The sequence below is a fragment of the Mycobacterium lehmannii genome (assembly GCF_001499925.1).
Lineage (GTDB): Bacteria > Actinomycetota > Actinomycetes > Mycobacteriales > Mycobacteriaceae > Mycobacterium > Mycobacterium lehmannii.
In genome coordinates this window covers 59,611-76,582 of the sequence record NZ_LQIR01000008.1, presented here as the reverse complement: position 1 = coordinate 76,582, position 16,972 = coordinate 59,611, and the positions used below count along the sequence as shown (strand labels likewise).

General features: G+C 68.1%; 16 protein-coding genes. 4 read left to right on the top strand and 12 right to left on the bottom strand.

Annotation, left to right across the window (positions count from 1 at the left end; translation table 11 throughout):
* Positions 1–38: 38 nt before the first annotated feature.
* Complete coding sequence (locus tag AU192_RS06550; protein ID WP_064394967.1) at positions 39–2,807, top strand: helix-turn-helix transcriptional regulator; 2,769 nt, start codon at positions 39–41, stop codon at positions 2,805–2,807.
* Between the two features lie 77 nt (positions 2,808–2,884).
* A complete protein-coding gene (locus AU192_RS06545) occupies positions 2,885–3,103 on the top strand; it encodes a hypothetical protein (protein ID WP_064394966.1) in 219 nt (72 codons plus the stop codon).
* Positions 3,104–3,109: 6 nt separating this feature from the next.
* On the opposite strand, the gene AU192_RS06540 is transcribed toward AU192_RS06545, so the two are convergent.
* The 4 genes from AU192_RS06540 to AU192_RS06525 form a co-directional block, all read right to left on the bottom strand.
* Positions 3,110–4,423, bottom strand: a complete 1,314-nt coding sequence (locus AU192_RS06540) for an RNA 5'-3' helicase PhoH2 (RefSeq protein ID WP_064395001.1) — start codon at positions 4,421–4,423, stop codon at positions 3,110–3,112.
* A 220-nt stretch (positions 4,424–4,643) separates the two neighbouring features.
* Entirely contained in the window at positions 4,644–5,471 is an 828-nt protein-coding gene (locus tag AU192_RS06535) for an acyl-ACP desaturase (RefSeq protein WP_064394965.1), read from the bottom strand.
* 61 nt (positions 5,472–5,532) lie between these two features.
* Positions 5,533–6,996: a glycine hydroxymethyltransferase gene (locus tag AU192_RS06530; RefSeq protein ID WP_064394964.1), complete on the bottom strand. Its 1,464-nt coding sequence runs from the start codon at positions 6,994–6,996 to the stop codon at positions 5,533–5,535.
* A 164-nt stretch (positions 6,997–7,160) separates the two neighbouring features.
* Positions 7,161–8,372, bottom strand: coding sequence for a hypothetical protein (locus AU192_RS06525; RefSeq protein WP_064394963.1), 1,212 nt, complete (start codon positions 8,370–8,372; stop codon positions 7,161–7,163).
* A 30-nt stretch (positions 8,373–8,402) separates the two neighbouring features.
* Here AU192_RS06525 and coaA point away from each other — a divergent pair, with 30 nt between their 5' ends.
* Positions 8,403–9,350 carry a type I pantothenate kinase gene (gene coaA, locus AU192_RS06520; RefSeq protein ID WP_064394962.1) on the top strand — a complete coding sequence of 316 codons (948 nt, stop codon included), beginning with the start codon at positions 8,403–8,405 and terminating at the stop codon, positions 9,348–9,350.
* Positions 9,351–9,354: 4 nt separating this feature from the next.
* Here coaA and AU192_RS06515 read toward each other — a convergent pair whose 3' ends face one another.
* The 4 genes from AU192_RS06515 to AU192_RS06500 form a co-directional block, all read right to left on the bottom strand.
* Positions 9,355–9,762, bottom strand: coding sequence for a hypothetical protein (locus tag AU192_RS06515; protein WP_064394961.1), 408 nt, complete (start codon positions 9,760–9,762; stop codon positions 9,355–9,357).
* Between the two features lie 81 nt (positions 9,763–9,843).
* Positions 9,844–10,281 carry a hypothetical protein gene (locus AU192_RS06510; protein WP_064394960.1) on the bottom strand — a complete coding sequence of 146 codons (438 nt, stop codon included), beginning with the start codon at positions 10,279–10,281 and terminating at the stop codon, positions 9,844–9,846.
* 93 nt (positions 10,282–10,374) lie between these two features.
* Positions 10,375–11,727: a hypothetical protein gene (locus AU192_RS06505; protein WP_064394959.1), complete on the bottom strand. Its 1,353-nt coding sequence runs from the start codon at positions 11,725–11,727 to the stop codon at positions 10,375–10,377.
* Between the two features lie 32 nt (positions 11,728–11,759).
* Entirely contained in the window at positions 11,760–12,551 is a 792-nt protein-coding gene (locus AU192_RS06500) for a (2Z,6E)-farnesyl diphosphate synthase (protein ID WP_064395000.1), read from the bottom strand.
* Positions 12,552–12,606: 55 nt separating this feature from the next.
* Between AU192_RS06500 and trhA the strand changes: the two genes are divergently transcribed.
* A complete protein-coding gene (trhA, locus tag AU192_RS06495; protein WP_064394958.1) occupies positions 12,607–13,347 on the top strand; it encodes a PAQR family membrane homeostasis protein TrhA in 741 nt (246 codons plus the stop codon).
* Here trhA and AU192_RS06490 read toward each other — a convergent pair.
* The 4 genes from AU192_RS06490 to mca are packed head-to-tail and all read right to left on the bottom strand — an operon-like array spanning position 13,344 to position 16,875.
* Positions 13,344–13,715, bottom strand: coding sequence for a nuclear transport factor 2 family protein (locus tag AU192_RS06490; RefSeq protein ID WP_064394957.1), 372 nt, complete (start codon positions 13,713–13,715; stop codon positions 13,344–13,346). The two genes, trhA and AU192_RS06490, sit on opposite strands and share 4 nt — an antisense overlap.
* A 10-nt stretch (positions 13,716–13,725) precedes the next feature.
* Entirely contained in the window at positions 13,726–15,738 is a 2,013-nt protein-coding gene (locus tag AU192_RS06485; RefSeq protein WP_064394956.1) for a thioredoxin domain-containing protein, read from the bottom strand.
* Positions 15,722–16,009, bottom strand: a complete 288-nt coding sequence (locus tag AU192_RS06480; protein ID WP_064394955.1) for a hypothetical protein — start codon at positions 16,007–16,009, stop codon at positions 15,722–15,724. Before AU192_RS06480 ends, AU192_RS06485 begins: the two co-directional genes overlap by 17 nt.
* Complete coding sequence (mca, locus tag AU192_RS06475) at positions 16,006–16,875, bottom strand: mycothiol conjugate amidase Mca (protein WP_064394954.1); 870 nt, start codon at positions 16,873–16,875, stop codon at positions 16,006–16,008. The genes AU192_RS06480 and mca overlap by 4 nt, the downstream gene beginning before the upstream one ends.
* Between the last annotated feature and the right edge of the window lie 97 nt (positions 16,876–16,972).

Below are 16,972 nucleotides of genomic sequence, written 5' to 3'. Positions count from 1 at the left end.
GCAATTCTTGGGAGACGCGAGGGGACCCAGGAGATACCGTGATCGGCCAGTCGACACATCAGCACGCCGTCGCTGCCTTCCTGGACGCGATGGCGCTGGGCCCGTCGGCCCTACTGATCGACGGTGAACCCGGGATCGGCAAGACCACGCTGTGGCTGGCCGCGGTCGAGCAGGCGCAACAGCGCGGATTTCACGTCCTGTCGACCCGACCGGCGGCCGCGGAGTCGGTGCTCGCCTACACAGCGCTGGCCGACCTGCTCGAGGAGGCCGACACGCGCGCGTGGGCCGACCTGCCGACGCCGCAACTCCTCGCGGTCGACCAGGTGCTGCTGCGCGCGGACAACGACGCGGTGACCGATCAGCGTGCCGTGGCCGCCGCGTTCCTTTCGGTGGTCGAACGGCTCAGCGAGGACCGCCCCGTCCTGCTGGCCATCGACGATTTGCAGTGGCTCGACCCGTCGAGCAAGCACGTGATCGCCTTCGCGGTGCGCAGACTCACGGGGCGTACCGGTCTACTGGCCAGCCTGCGTACCGAATCCGACGACCGTGCGGTAGACGACTGGCTGCAGTTATCGCGCCCCGACGCGGTGAATCGAATCCGGCTGCGCCCGTTGAACGTCCAGGATCTGCATCGGGCGGTCTCCACACGGCTGCGACGACCCTTCTCACGCCCCACCATCGGCCGGATCCACCAGGTGTCGGGCGGGAACCCGTTCTACGCAATCGAATTGGCCCGTTCCCTCGATGAACGGGCCCCGGGCATCGACGCGTCGCTGCCTCGCACCCTGACCGACGTGGTGCGCACGAGGCTCGGCAGCCTCGACACCGATGTCCACGACGCCCTGCTGGCCGCCTCGTGCCTTGCCGCACCGACGGTCGAGCTCGTATCGAAGGCGACGACGAACGACGAGGACCGGCTGGTCGAACTGCTCGAGATCGCCGAGAGCAAGGGCATCATCGCTATCGACGGCAACCGGATCCGGTTCGCACATCCGTTGCTGGCCAGCGGGGTCTACACCGAGGCGTCCCCCGGCCGCCGCCGGTCGATGCACCGTCGGCTCGCCGAGATCGTCGACGAACCCGAACTTCGGGCCCGACATCTGGCGCTGGCGGCCACCAAAGGCGACGAGGTCACGCTGGATGCCCTCGACAGGGCGGCAGAATCGGCGCGGATGCGCGGTGCGCCCGCGGCGGCGGCCGAACTGATGGACCTGGCCATCAGCCTCGGCGGCGATACCGCGGAGCGGCGGCTTCGCTCGGCACTGCACCACTTCGACGCCGGAGAACAGGAACGCGCGGCGGCCGTCCTCGCCGAAGCCATCGAACAGCTGCCCACCGGTGCGCTGCGCGCCGAAGCGTTGAGCCGACTGGCGGTGGTGCGCCTGTACGGGGACGGATTCATCGAGAGCGCTCGACTGCTTCGCGAGGCCCTCGACGAGGCGCACGACAACCACGCGCTGCGCGTTCAGACCTTGATCACGTTGGCGTACACGCTTTTTCACGCCAACCAATTGCAGCAGGGCCTGGACACCGCCGCGCAGGCCGTCGCGAACGCCGAGCCCCTCGACCAGCCGCACCTGCTCAGCATCGCGCTGGGGATGCTGGTCATACTGCGGTTCGCCGCCGGCCACGGTTACGACGAGGAGACCTTGCAGCGCGCGCTGCAGCTCGAGGACCCCGAGGCGTACACACCGCTGGTCTTCCGGCCCACCATGCAATACGCCCTGCTGCTGGAGTGGACCGGCCGACTCGACGAAGCGCGCGGTGTCGTGGACAAGATCCGTGCGCGGTGCCTGGAGAAGGGCGAAGAGGGCGAGCACGTCTTCGTCTCCCAGCACGTGGTGACGAACGCGATCGCGCGCGGTGATTTCGTCACGGCCAACCTGGTCGCCGAGGACGCCGTGGAGAAGGCCCGACAGCTCGGGGGCAACACCTCGCAGTTCCTGACCCAGAGCTTGCGGGCCCAGCTGGCCGCGTTCGCCGGCCACGAGGAAACCGCCCGCAGGGCGATCGAGGATGCCCTCGAATGTGCAAGGCAGACCGGCACATTGCGCATGGCCGACCGGGTCCGGGCGACCCTCGGGTTTCTCGAGGTCTCGCTGGGAGACTACGAAGCCGCGGCAGCCGCGCTGCAATCGATGCTCTTCCAGTTCGACCCCGACAGCACTCCGACCGAACTGCCCAATGCCGCCTACCTGCCCGACGCGATCGAGGCGCTGATCCATCTCGACCGCCTCGATGAGGCGGAACGGCTCACCGCCGCGCTGGAGAACAACGGGCGCAGGACGAACCGGGACTGGATGCTCGCGGTCGGTGCGCGATCGCGCGCCGTGCTGCTGGCAGCGCGCGGCGACCTCGACGCCGCCCACGACGCTGCGCAGCGGGCGATGGCCACCCATCGCCGTCTGCCGATGCCGTTCGAGCGCGCACGGACCCTGCTGACCCTCGGTCAGATTGAACGCAGGCAACGCAAGAAGGAATCGGCGTCGGCACATCTTCGGGAGGCCCTCGAGGTCTTCGAGCATCTCAACATCCCGCTCTGGGCGGCAAAGGCCCGCGCGGAGTTCTCGCGGGCGAGCGCCGGACCTCAGCGCAGCGGGCAACTGACACCGTCCGAACAACGGGTTGCAGAACTCGTGGCGAGCGGAATGAAGAACCGGGACGTCGCGGCCGCGCTGTTCATCAGCCCCAAGACCGTCGAAGCCAACCTCGCGCGCATCTACCGCAAGCTGGGAATCAAGTCGCGGGCTGAACTGGGTCGACATGTCGGGCGGCCGAGCGGGCCCCAAAAAGGGGACCACACATAGGGAAACACCCTATTCCTCCGGTCGGGTCACAGGACTTACCGTCGTAACGCTGTCCGCCACCATCGACTGGAGAACCGGTGCGTCTCGACGAATCTCCCGCAACGCTGACCGACCACGGCGACAACACCCTGGTCACGACCGCCACCAGCCAGCCGGCCCTGGACACCGGGTTCGCGGTGCTGGGCCTGGTTTCGCTACTGGACCTGCCGCGCGGCGATCGCGCCGACCGGGTGGTGGCGCTCAGCGGTGCGGCGGCCGCCGGTTGGTACCTGGCCCGTCGCAATCGTCTCCGCTAGCGGAGTTCACGGCAGCGCGCCGGGGCTGATCTCCTCGAGCATCTCGGTCACCAGCGCCGCGATCGGCGAGCGCTCGCTGCGCAACAGCGTGATGTGAGCGAACAAGGGGTGGCCCTTGAGTTTCTCGATCACCGCCGCGACGCCGTCATGCCTGCCGACTCGCAGGTTGTCCCGCTGGGCCACATCGTGGGTCAGCACCACACGGGAACCGGCGCCGAGACGTGACAGCACGGTCAACAGCACGTTGCGCTCGAGCGACTGCGCCTCGTCGACGATCACGAACGAGTCGTGCAGCGAGCGCCCCCGGATATGGGTCAGCGGCAGCACCTCGAGCATGCCGCGCGAGAGCACCTCCTCGAGCACCGCCGGGCTGGCCAGTCCTTCCAGCGTGTCGAAGACCGCCTGTGCCCAGGGCCCCATCTTGTCGCTCTCGCTGCCCGGCAGGTAGCCCAGGTCCTGTCCGCCGACCGCGTAGAGCGGACGGAACACCACGACCTTGCGTTGCGTGCGGCGCTCCAGCACGGCTTCCAATCCCGCGCACAGTGCCAGCGCCGACTTGCCGGTGCCGGCCTTGCCGCCGAGCGAAACGATGCCGACCGACTCATCGAGCAACAGGTCCAGTGCCACCCGCTGTTCGGCGGAGCGGCCGCGCAACCCGAACGCCTCCCGGTCACCGCGCACCAACTGCACCCGCTTCTCCGGCGTCACCCGGCCAAGCGCGTGCGACGTACCACCGAGCAGGCGAATGCCGGTGTGGCACGGCAGATCTCGGGCCGACTCCAGTTCGATCTCGCCTTCGGAGAACAGCACGTCGATCTCATCGGAGACGACCTCGACCTCGGCCATACCCGTCCACCCGGAGGTGATGACGTCCTGGGCGTGGTACTCGTCGGCCGACAACCCGACCGCACCGGCTTTGACGCGTAGCGGGATGTCCTTGCTGACCAACGTGACGTGCTTGCCCTCGGCGGCGAGGTTGGCCGCGACGGTCAGGATCCGCGCATCGTTGCTGTCGGTGCGGAAACCGGCGGGAAGCACGGAAGGGTCGCTGTGATTCAGCTCGACATGCAGCGAACCACCTTGTGTACCAACGGGAATCGGCTGATCGAGTCGGCCGTGTTCGAGCCGCAGATCGTCGAAGAGCCGCAGGGCCTGACGCGCGAACCAGCCCAGCTCATGATGGTGTCGCTTGGCTTCGAGCTCGCTGATGACGACCAGCGGGACCACGACCTCATGCTCGGCAAAGCGCGTGCAGGCCCAGGGATCTGACAACAGCACGGAGGTGTCGAGCACGTAGGTCCGGAGAGGCGAATCGATCACGTAGCGCTCCTGGTATCCGCGGGTCCCCCGCGAACCGTCGGCGGACACTGCGGCACCAGGGCCGGGGCCGGCCCTCTCGTGATCGCAACGATCGGGTACCGCCCGGACAGCAAAGCACGTCGCTAGCCATCGCAAACGACGCTACTCCCGTTGCGGCACATGCGCCGTGCAGGCGCGCCGTAGTGTTCGCCGCTGCTCGTCCGCGGCGATGAGCGGGCGGCTACGCGGAGGTGAACTCCCGCATCTTCGGCTCGTCGGCAAGCCCCCACGCGGCGATCCGGTCGGCGGTCACCTGACGCAGTTGCTCGGGTCCGAAAATCCCGGCCTCGGCGACGTTGCGCACCTTGTCGGCGTAAGCGTCGATGTCGCCGCCGACCACGTCGAGTTCGGCCGCGCGTCGCGCGATGGCGTCGACGGTTTCGTCACGGCTCGTGGACAGCAGGTGGGCGACCAGGTTGGCGAAGAACTCCTCGTGCCGCTCCTCGTCCTTGGCGATGCGGCCGATGAGGTTCTTGAGCACCGGCTCGGTGATCTTGGCCTCGAGGTTGCGGCAGAAGACGGCGTGGGCACGTTCGAAGAAGGCCATGAACACCAGCCGCTCGACCTGGCTGTAGGTGTCGGCGCGGTAGCCCTTCATCACGTGTTCGACGCGGACGTCTTCGTTGGCGGCCGGGTCGATCTCCCGGGTGACGACGAGGTAGTTGCGCAACGCGATCGCGTGCAGGTGCTCCTCGGCGGTCCACCGGCCGATCCAGCGGCCCCACTTCTCTTCGAGGATGAAGCTGAAGACGAACTCGCGGTGGAAGCCGGCCAGGTTGTCCTTGGTGATGAGCAGGATCTCGAGCGCGTCGGTGACGTCCTTGGGCAGGGTCACCTGCGAGGGGTCCCAGTCCTTACCGCCGAGAAAAGCGAAGTTCTCGCCCTGGTCGAACGGCACGTAGTCGTGTGCGTACCAGAGATCCTCGCTGTCGATGTGACGACGCAGCTCCTGCTGCACGACCGGCTCGAGTTCGAGGATCAGCGCATTCGGTACAGGTTTCTGTGCCATGCGGTTACAGTAACTCAATTCTGTGGGAATCGTAAAATTCCCGACCGGCGTGCCGCGGGGGCTACAGCGTGAGCCCCGGATACAGGGGGTTGGCCGCCAGCAGCTCGGCAGAGGCGGCGTGAACGCGCTCGGCGGTGCCGTCGGCCAGCGTGTACTTGGCCTTCGAAGTGCCCTGCTGTTCGGTGTTGGACAGCACGTCCACGATCAGGTCGGCGACACGGTCGAAGTCGTCGGCCCCGAATCCCCGGGTGGTCAGCGCGGGAGTGCCCAGCCGGATGCCGCTGGTGTACCAGGCGCCATTGGGGTCTGCGGGTACGGAGTTGCGGTTGGTGACGATGCCCGCGTCGAGCAGCGCCGACTCGGCCTGGCGCCCGGTCAGCCCGAACGACGTGACGTCGAGCAGCACGATGTGGTTGTCGGTGCCGCCGGTGACCAGCTGGGCGTCACGCTTGAGGAAACCGTCGGCAAGCGCCTGGGCGTTGTCGGCGACGCGCTGCGCGTACGCCTGGAATGCCGGTTGGCGGGCCTCGGCCAGCGCGACCGCTTTGGCGGCCATCACGTGTGAGAGCGGACCGCCCAGCACCATCGGGCAGCCCTTGTCGACGGCGTCGGAGTACTCGGGCTGGGCGAGCACCATCCCGCCGCGCGGTCCGCGCAGCGACTTGTGGGTGGTCGTGGTGGTGACGTGGGCGTGCGGTACCGGGTCCTCGTCACCGGTGAACACCTTGCCCGCGACCAGACCCGCGAAGTGCGCCATGTCGACCATCAGCGTGGCGCCGACCTCGTCGGCGATCTCACGCATCTTGGCGAAGTCGACCCGACGCGGATAGGCCGAGTATCCGGCCACGATGATCAACGGCTTGAACTCGCGGGCGGCGTCGGCCACCGCGCCGTAGTCGAGGAATCCGGTGTTCGGGTCTGTGCCGTAGCTGCGCTGGTGGAACATCTTGCCGGAGATGTTGGGCCGGAAACCGTGGGTCAAGTGGCCGCCCGCGTCCAGCGACATCCCCAATAGCCGCTGGTTGCCGAGCTTGTTGCGCAGCTTCTCCCAGTCCGCCTCGGACAGGTCGTTGACGTGCTTGGCGCCGAGGGCCGCCAGTTCGGGCGCTTCGACCCGGGTGGCCAGGATCGCCCAGAAGGCAACGAGGTTGGCGTCGATGCCGGAGTGCGGCTGGACGTAGGCATACGGCGCTCCGAACAGCTCACGGGCGTGTTCGGCGGCGAGAATTTCGACGGTGTCGACGTTCTGGCAGCCCGCGTAGAACCGGTGCCCGATCGTGCCCTCGGCGTACTTGTCGGAGAACCAGGAACCCATCGTCAGCAGCACGGCGGGCGAGGCGTAGTTCTCGCTGGCGATGAGCTTGAGCGAATCCCGTTGATCGGCAAGCTCTTTACGTGTCGCCGCCGCGATGCGCGGCTCCACCGATTCGATCACCTGCAACGCGGCCCGGTAGGCGGCACTCGCGGTCTCGGCGTACTCGGCACCGGGAGCGGCAGCGTTGGAGATCACGGGGTCTGCAGTCATGGGGTTCAGCCTACTTTCCGCACCTGGGCGCTCGATGCCCATACCTGGGCCGTCGAAGCCCATACCTGGGCCGCCGACTGTGGGATTGACACACGCCACACCCGCCGTCGGCGTGACGGTAACCCACGTTCGGCGGCGGCTCAGGCTCAGGCGGCGGCTCAGGCTCAGGCGGCCCGCAGCGACGACGGGATCAACGGCTCGTCGAGCAGCGTGCCGAACCGCTGGGTCAGGCTGACCTCGTCGGGGCGTTCATCCAGCCAGCCCCGCAGCAGCCGGTACCCCTCGACGTAGGTGCTGGTGTAGGCGCCCCACAGCGGCGACGACAGGAACCGCAGCATCTGGCGGGCGCGTTGGTCGTTGACCAGCAGCCACTGCTTGAGGAAGGCGACGACGTCGTCGACGTCGCGGTGCTCGTCGTGCAGCATCAGGGCCGCGTCCTGGCGCACCTCGGCCAGTGCCGCCGTCGCCTCCGACACCGCCTGGGCGCGCTCCCCGTCGAACCGCAGCCCCAGGTCGCCGTAGATCTCGCCGGCCCACACACCCCATTCGGGCCCGCTCGCCGCGTACAGCGCGAGGTCGGCCAAGCCCTCTGCCATCAGGCACTGCGGGGTGTTGACCAGGAAGATGGTCTGCTCAGCCTGTCCCCTGCCCTCGACCAGGCCGGCCTCCTTGCGGCAGTGCTCGGTGTGGTGTCCCGGATACGACTCGTGCGCGACCAGCCGGGGCAGGTTCGACATCTGCTGCTTGAGGTCGGCGTTGACGGCCACCGTGGACTTATAATCCCCGTGGTAGTAGTTGAAACCCGACCATGGCTTGTCGGTGACGACCTCGTAGGTGATGGTCTCCGAGTCGGGCAGCGGATACTCGGCGCGCACGCGGTCGCGCAACGCGCTGGAGAATGCGTGGATGCACTCTTCGAGGCGCGCAGGCGGAATCTCCTCGCCCGCGCGGTAGGCCTGCATCCGGTCGGCGAGCGGTCCAGACCCGCTCAGCACTTCGTCGAGCTGGCGATGGGCCTGCCGGTACCGCTCGGGGTCCCCTTTGGTGATGCGCACGTCGAAGTACGCCTCGACCTCGTCGACGAAGCCCACGTCTTCACCGGCGAATTTGCGGCCCGCACACGCCAGCGCCCGCAGGTGGGCGCCGATGTAGTCCACACGCGCCCGCTCCAGCCCGTCGACCGAGGTCAACTGCCCCAGCAGCCGGTCGGCTTGCTGTGCCAGGTCCGCGGGAACCGGCCTTGGTTCGGCGGCGACGGCACGGCGCAGCGCCGGGTCGCCGGTGAACGAGTCGACGTAACCCTCCTCCACCCGGTCGAAGCGCAGCCCGAGCAGCAGATACTCGCGGACCAACGAATCTGAGGTGCTGGCGTCCATGATCTCAACCGTAAATGCAAGACTGGGCGCATGGCGCGGCTGAGTGAACCCAGCCCATATGTGGAGTTCGACCGGAGTCAGTGGCGGAACCTGCGTATGTCGACGCCGCTGAAACTCACCGAGGACGAGCTGAAGAAGCTGCGCGGTATCGGCGAGAAGATCGACCTGCTCGAAGTCGAAGAGGTCTATCTGCCACTGGCCCGGCTGATCCACCTCCAGGTCGCCGCGCGCCAGCGGTTGTTCGCGACGACCGCCGAGTTCCTGGGCGGCGACTCAGACGGCGACTCTCAGCCCGACCGGCCGGTGCCGTTCGTGATCGGCGTCGCGGGCAGCGTCGCGGTCGGCAAGTCCACGACGGCCCGTGTGCTGCAGGCACTTCTGGCGCGCTGGGAGCATCACCCGCGCGTCGACCTGGTGACCACCGACGGGTTCCTCTACCCCAACGCCGAACTGGTACGACGAAACCTGATGGGCCGCAAGGGTTTTCCAGAAAGCTACGACCGTCGTGCGCTGATGCGGTTCGTGACGACGGTCAAGTCCGGCGCGGAGTACGCGTGCGCGCCGGTGTACTCGCATCTGCTCTACGACATCGTGCCCGGTGAGAAGCAGATCGTCCGGCATCCGGACATCCTGATCCTCGAGGGCCTCAACGTGCTGCAGACCGGGCCGACGTTGATGGTGTCTGACCTGTTCGACTTCTCGGTCTACGTCGACGCTCGCATCGACGATATCGAGAAGTGGTACATCGATCGGTTCCTCGGCTTGCGCACGACGGCGTTCGCCGACCCGGCCTCGCACTTCCACCACTACGCCACACTCACCGACGAGCAGGCCGTGTTCGCCGCCAGCGACATCTGGCATTCGATCAACCGGCCGAACCTGATCGAGAACATCCTGCCGACCCGGCCGCGGGCGACGCTGGTCTTGCGCAAGGACGCCGACCACTCGATCAACCGGCTGCGCTTGCGCAAGCTGTAGCCGGCTACCGGTTGATCCGGCGCCAGCCCTGGTACTGCAGTTCGGCGAAGGCCAGCGTGTACACGCCGGTGGCCAGGGTCAGGACCACGCCGATCGTGGTGAGCGGGAACACATTCGAGATCACGAGCACCACCGCTGCAACGGCGTAGAGGACGTTGGCCACGATGACCGCCATGCCAGCCGCTTTCAGCGACTGCAGCGCCGCCAGACCCAGCACCGCCGCCCCGTAGGTGATGAAGAACGCCGCCATTCCGTACTCGAAGGCGACGGTGGTGCCCGACGTGTCGGCCAGCCAGCCCGCGAGCGGAAGGGCTGCGATACCGGCGAGGCCGGTGAGGATCGCGTCGGCACGCATCGCGAAACGCAGCAGCGCGTCCGTCGACTCGTTCAGCCGTTCTGAGAGTGCGGTCATGATGGTTTCCTTTCTTGTGGGGGGTGGGGGACCGTTCCGGAGCCGACGCCGCAACCTCTGACGACGGCGGCTCCGGACCAGTCATGAGGGGGTGGACGTCAGGCGACGCACCCCGAGGTACTGGGCGTAGGCGAAGGCGAGGGTCACGGCGGTGAACCCGGCGATGCCCGCGACGCCTGCTTCGGTAAGCGGCAGCAAGCCGGTCGCGAGCACCGCAGCCACGGCAAGCGCGAACACGATGTTGCCGACCAGCACGCCGACTCCGACGCGGCGGACGTCGGACGCCCCGGCCGCCAGGAACAGCGCCGCGCCGTAGCCGACAAGCGCGGCGCCGCCGATCCACTCGCTGGTGGCCGACAGACCGCTCAACCGGGACAGGGGGTCGGCGGCCATCGTGATCACCAGACCGAGACCCCCACACAGCGTCGCGTCGGCACGCAGCGCGACGCGCAGCAGCGAGTCGATCCCGGCATCGCCGTCGCCGGTGGTGTTTACCGGGTGGGTGGTTGCAGTGGTCATGCCACCGACAGTGCTCAGATACCGCTGCCAGATCGACGCAGAACGCTGCCAGCTACTGCCAACCGCAGCTCAGGGCTTCCGCCCCACGAGCGCTCAGTCCTGAGCAGCGACCAGGTTGCCGCGCAGATCGGCGGCGATAAGCCGTGCGGCGGCGTTCTGCCAGTTGTGCAGCGACCGCTGCGGCACCTCGGTGACGAACCACTGCCAGGCCTGGCGGGCCACGGGGTCGAGTCCCGCGGCGGTGGCGTTCTGCGCATAGGCGCGCACCCCGACGACATACGGGAAGTACAGCGAGTTGTAGTGCCGCCACTCCTCGGTGGTGCCGAACTCGCCGCCGTCGCGCGGTTTGAGCCGGGCGATGCGATCGGCCAGCAGGGCCTTGAGTTCGGTCGCCCGCTCCAGTGGCTGGTCGGGGGCGCCGCGCGACGCCAACCGCTCGTCGATGATCGGCAGATTGGTCAGCGGGCTGGCGATCAGCTTGGACAGGTCACCGTAGTGCCCGAGCGCGCGGCGGGTGAGACGGACGAAAGTCTGCTCGTCGACGCCGTCGAGCGGATTGTCTTTGCGCAGCGGCAGCGCCGCCTCGGTACTGCGCAGGGCGGCGCGGTCGGCGCGCAGGGAGGGCGAACGCGAGAACGCCAACCGGTCGAGGGCGCCGGCCAGCGGGTCGGCCAGCACGTTGATCGCGATCGCGATCGCCAGGCTTGTGAACAGCAGCACCGTCAGCGCGGTGTCGTGGCCGGTGACCGCTAGACCGATCAGCGCCTGGCCGCCGAACAGCACCGCCACCACCGTCGTCGCCGCGAACGAGCGCAGCATGTCGGCGCGTAACGCCTGCCCCTCGTCGAACGCATCGCCGATCGCGACGGCCACCCCGAGCAGTGCGACGTCGAACCCTGTGCCCGCCAATGCCAACCAGCTGGGAACCAGCCCCAGCGGGATGATCAGGATCGCGTTGCCCAACGCGAAGAACAACGTCGCGACCACCACGAAGCCGACCACCGGCCCCGGCTGCGACCGGCGCAGCACCGCGTACACCATGGCACCCAGCGACGACAGCGAGACCGCCGCGAACATCACCCAATGACCAAGGCGCAGCGGCCCGTCGACGCTTCCGGCCATCGCGGCGCCGACGAACGCGGTCGCGGCCACCACGGCGACCAACCCGAGCTCGCCCGCGCGGCTGCGCCAGGTGTCACGGGGCCGGGACAGCTCGAGGAGCACCGCGAACCACGCGATGCCCGGCACGGCGACGAGGTAGACCTCGATGCGGCTGAGCACGTCGGCGCCGCTGACGGTTCGCACGGCATCGAGCGCGACGACCGCCGCGAAGCTCGTCAACCCGATCGCGGCCAGCACGAGCACGGGCTTACGCGGGTCGCGGGCCAGCAGGTACAGCCCCAACCACCAGCTGAGCGCGAAGACCACCGCCGACAGCGCAGCCATCACTTCAGTGTCGCATCAACTACGGCGTCGCATCACATTCCGTACCGGCGATGGCGCACGGTGTAGTCGCGCAGCGCGCGCAGGAAGTCGACCCGACGGAACGCCGGCCAGTAGGCGTCGGTGAACCACATCTCGGAGTACGCGCTCTGCCACAGCAGGAAGCCCGACAGCCGCTGTTCCCCCGAGGTGCGGATGACCAGGTCGGGATCCGGTTGTCCGGAGGTGTAGAGGTTCTCCGAGATCGCGTCGATGGTGACGGCTTCGATCAGCTGTTCACCGGTGCTGCCGTTGGCCAGCTCTTTGCTCAGCAGTTGGCGGACGGCGTCGACGATCTCCTGGCGCCCGCCGTAACCGACGGCGAGGTTGACGTGAAAGCAACCCGGACCCGCGTCGGTCGACCCGACCGCGTCACGCAGCCGGCGCGCGGGCTCCTCGCCGATCAGCTCCAGATCGCCGACCGTGCGCACACTCCAGTGGTTGGCGGGTGCGCAGATCTCCTCCACGACATCGGTGATGATCTCGATCAACGGGGACAGTTCGTCGGGGGCACGCTGCAGGTTCTCGGTGGACAGCAGATACACCGTGGCCATCTCGATGCCGGTTTCCTGACACCAGCGCAGCATGTCGGCGATCTTCCTGGCGCCCATCCGGTACCCGACGCTGACGTCGTCGTGGCCAAGGTCACGTGCCCATCGGCGGTTGCCGTCGCACAGAACGGCAATATGGCGCGGCAGTTGGGATTTGGACCGGGCCAGCTCCTGGCGCAGCCGCATCTCGTACAGCCGGTAGGCCGGCTCTTTGAGGCGCGGGGGAATGAGCTCCACGAAGATCCAGACTACTGTGAGGTTCGAAAACCCCCATGCCATTAGTGGAGGTGACATGACCCGATCCATCGACAGCACCGATTCCGATAAGTCCCGCGACCCGCAAAGCACTGCGGAGGACTTCCCGGAAGCCGTTGTCGACGGTCTCGCCAATTTCATCGGTAAGCCGCGCGCGCGGGGCTGGATCCACGTCTACGCGGCGGGGATCGCAGCCATCTGCGGCGCCACGCTGGTGTCGGTGTCGTGGTCGGTCGAGTCCACGCGCGCGGGCGTCGCGACGCTGATCTACACGCTCACCATCGTGGCGATGTTCGCGGTCAGCGGCGCCTACCACCGGGTCGACTGGAAGTCGCCCACTGCACGCAAGTGGATGAAGCGACTCGACCATTCGATGATCTTCGTGTTCATCGCGGGCAGCTATACGCCGTTCGCCTTGCTCGCGTTGCCACAGACCGACGGCATGGTGCTGTTCTGGATCGTGTGGGGCGGTGCGATCGCGGGCGTGCTGCTCAAGTGCTTCTGGCCGTCGGCGCCGCGGTGGGTGGGCGTGCCGCTCTACATCCTGCTGGGCTGGGTGGCGGCGTGGTTCGTCGGACCGATCACGCACGGTGCGGGAGTGGCCGCGCTGGTGCTGCTGATCGTCGGGGGCGCGCTATACAGCATCGGCGGTGTGCTCTACGCGCTCAAGTGGCCCAACCCGTGGCCGACGGTGTTCGGCCATCACGAGTTCTTCCACGCGTGCACCGCGGTGGCGGCGATCTGCCACTACATCGCGATGTGGTTCGCCGTCTTCTAGAGCTGGGTGACGTTTTCGGGGGTCCAGTAGGCCTTCATCGAGGCGATCTTGCCCTCCTCGTTGAAGGTCATCACGCTGATGATCTCGATGCGCATCTTGTTCTCGCCGAGGTCGATGGTCAGCGTCCAGAAGAACGCCGCCTCGTTGCCCAACGCCCGCAGCGTGACGACGTCGGCCTGGGCGCCCGTCGTGGGGAGCGCATCGTAGAAACCGCGGATCGCCTTGCGGCCGATGTGCACCTCGCCGCCGACCGGATCCTCGACGGTGCCGTCGTCGGCGTACAACTCGGCGATGTCGTCGGCCTTACCCTGCGCGGCCAGTTCGAGGTAACGGGTGACGGTCTTGGCGTTGTCTTCCGGCGTCGGCATGCGCCGAACGCTACACGGACGCGCCCAGGGCGGCAGCGAGTTCCGGCGCCGTGGTGACCGGCAGGTCGCACGTTCTGCCACGGCACACATAGGCGGCGTCGGCACCGCCGACGCGGTCGCGGTCGATCAGCAGTTCGGACGAATTCACCAGGCCGCCGACGACGACCGCTCCGCCCGGCGCGAGCCGCCTCGCTGCCGACAGCAAGTCCGACCGGGCGGGGTCGCACGCCACCGCGATCTGGATCGGCCCGCGAACCGCCGCCTCCGCGACGGCGAGCCAGTGTCCGCCCGAGCGCGGCAGCCGGGTCAGAATCGGCGTGGCCGCCGCCAGAGTGGCCTCAGCCGCCGCGCCGTAGCGATCTGCCCGCGACGCGGGGGCGAGGTGCGCCGCGGTGAGCAGCGCCTCGGCGATCAGCGACGCACCCGACGGTGTCGCACCGTCGAGCGGATCGGCCGGCCGCACCATCAATGTCTCGGCGTCGTCGGCGGTGTCGAACCACCGGCCGGGCCGGTCCGGGTCGGCGAAGTGCTCGAGCGCGATGTCGAGCAGCATCATCGCCGCCTGCAGCCAGTCGGGGTCACCCGTCATCTGATGAACGGTCAGCAGGCCGGTGGCCAACGCGCCATGGTCTTCGAGGATCCCGGCGCTGTCGCCAACCGCACCGCCGAGGCTCGCCCGCCGCAGTCTGCCGTCAACGACGTGCAGCTCCCATACGGCGCGTGCGCAACGCGTTGCGGCGTCGAGCAATTCGGGCCGGTCGAGCGCGACGGCGGCTTCGGCGAGCGCCGTGATCGCCAGGCCGTTCCACCCGGTGACGATCTTGTCGTCGCGGCCGGGTTGCGGCCGGGTGAGCCGGGCCGCCAGCAGTGCTGCCCGCACCCTGGCGAACCGCTCCCGGTCGTCGGGGTCGCGCGGCAACTGCAGCACCGACGCGCCCTGCTCGAACGTGCCCGCCTCGGTGACCGCGAACAGCTCTGCCGCCCACTGCCCATCGTCGTCACCGAGAAACTCGCGCAGCTGCTCGGGGGTGAAGACGTACGTCAGCCCTTCCACCCCGGCCGCGTCGGCATCCAGCGACGACGCGAACATGTCGTCGGCGCCGAGTTCGTCGACGATGAATGCGGCCGTCTCAACGGTAACCTTGTGCGCCAGCGGGTTTCCGGTACATCGCGCCCAATGGGCATACGCCCGCAACAGTAGGGCGTTGTCATACAGCATCTTCTCGAAGTGCGGAACCACCCAGGCCGCGTCGACGCTGTAGCGGGCGAAGCCGCCCGCCAGCTGATCGTAGATTCCGCCGCGGGCCATCGCCGTGCAGGTCCGCTCGACGGTTTCGATGGGCATGATGTCGCCCGTGCGTTCGTGGTTGCGCAGCAGACCCTCGAGCAACGCCGATGGTGGAAACTTCGGTGCGCCAGCGGGATTGGTGGCGAATCCACCGCGGGCGACGTCCTCGTCCTGCAGCACCGCGGCAACGGCGTGGTCGCACAGCGCGGGCTGCAACGGCGGTCCCCCGCCGGGCAACCCGGCCGCCATCGTCCGCAGTTCCTCGGTGATCTTCTCGGACGCCTGCTCGACTTCGCCGCGGCGGTTGTGCCAGGTGTCGGTGACCGCGGCCAGCAGCTGGAGGAAGGTCGGCTTCGGGTAGTACGTCCCGCAGAAGAACGGCCTGCCGTCGGGAGTGAGGAAGCATGTCATCGGCCAGCCGCCCTGCCCCGTGAGCGCGACGGTCGCGTTCATGTACACCGCATCGAGGTCGGGCCGCTCCTCGCGGTCGACCTTGATGCAGACGAAGCCGTCGTTCGCGGCGGCAGCCACTTCGGCGTCGTCGAACGACTCATGGGCCATGACATGACACCAGTGGCAAGCCGCGTATCCGATCGACAGCAGGATCGGCACATCGCGGTCGGCAGCCTCGGCCAGCGCCTCCGGCGTCCATTCGCGCCAGTGCACCGGGTTGGCGGCGTGCTGACGCAGATACGGGCTGGTGGCCCGCGAGAGAGCGTTAGCCCCCGGGCTCACGTTTCGTCCCGTCGGGCGGCCCGTCGGATTCGATCGGGGCCTGGGGCTCGTCGGCCGGCTCGGCGGTCTGCTCCGCTTCCGCATCGGCCGGGTCGAACGATTTCGGCACCTTGCGCAGCTGCCGGTTCATCGACCGGACCAGCAGGAACGTGCCGATCAACAGCAGCACCACGATCAGCAGGCCCAGCGGACTGGCCTTGCCGAAGTCCGGTCCGGTGTCCCTGGGGGGTTCCTGCTGGGCCAGCAGGTCGACGGCGAGCAGGAGGTTCATCGGCCCTCGATTCCGGCGAAGAGGTCGTCCTCAGGAAGCGATACGGGCACGCGCGAGCGGGCCAACTCGAACTCCTCGGTGGGCCAGAGCCGCTGCTGCCATTCGATCGGCGCGCGGAAGAAGTCCCCGTTGGGGTCGATCTGGGTGGCGTGCGCGCGCAACGCGTCGTCGCGCAGCGCGAAGTACTTGGCGCACTCGACGCGGGTGGTCACCCGCTTGGCGAAGATGTCGTGCTCGGGATCCCAGTGCTTGAGCCACTTCTCGAACGGGCCGACCTCCCCGTGTTTGGCGAACTCGTCCTGCAGCAGCTGCATCCGCTGTCGCACGAAGCCGTGCGTGTAGTACAGCTTCTGAACATCCCACGGCTCGCCGGCGTCGGGGAACAGCAGGTGGTCCCCGGCGGCGTCGTAGGCACCCATCGACACCTGGTGGCACCTGATGTGGTCCGGATGCGGATAGCCGCCGTTCTCGTCATAGGTGGTCATCACGTGTGGCCGGAACTCACGCACGACGCGCACCAGCGCCTCCACCGGTTGCTCGAGCGGCACCAGGCCGAGGCAGCCTTCCGGCAGCGGCGGAAGCGGATCGCCTTCGGGCAGGCCGGAGTCGACGAAGCCGAGCCAGCGGTGCTCGACGCCGAGGATCTCGGCGGCCTTGGCCATCTCGTCGCGGCGGATCTCGGCCATCCGGCCGTGCACCTCGGGCAGGTCCATGGCCGGGTTGAGGATGTCGCCGCGCTCGCCGCCGGTGAGCGTCACCACAAGCACGCGCACACCCTCGTCCACGTACCGGGCCATGGTGGCGGCACCCTTGCTGGACTCGTCGTCCGGGTGGGCGTGCACCGCCATCAACCGCAGTTCGCTCAACCTGCTCTGCCTTATCATCGCGCTGTCGTCTCCGGCGATATCAACCCGCGGAGACGTCTCAATAGTCCCTATAGTTCCAGTTCCGTAGATCTATCCG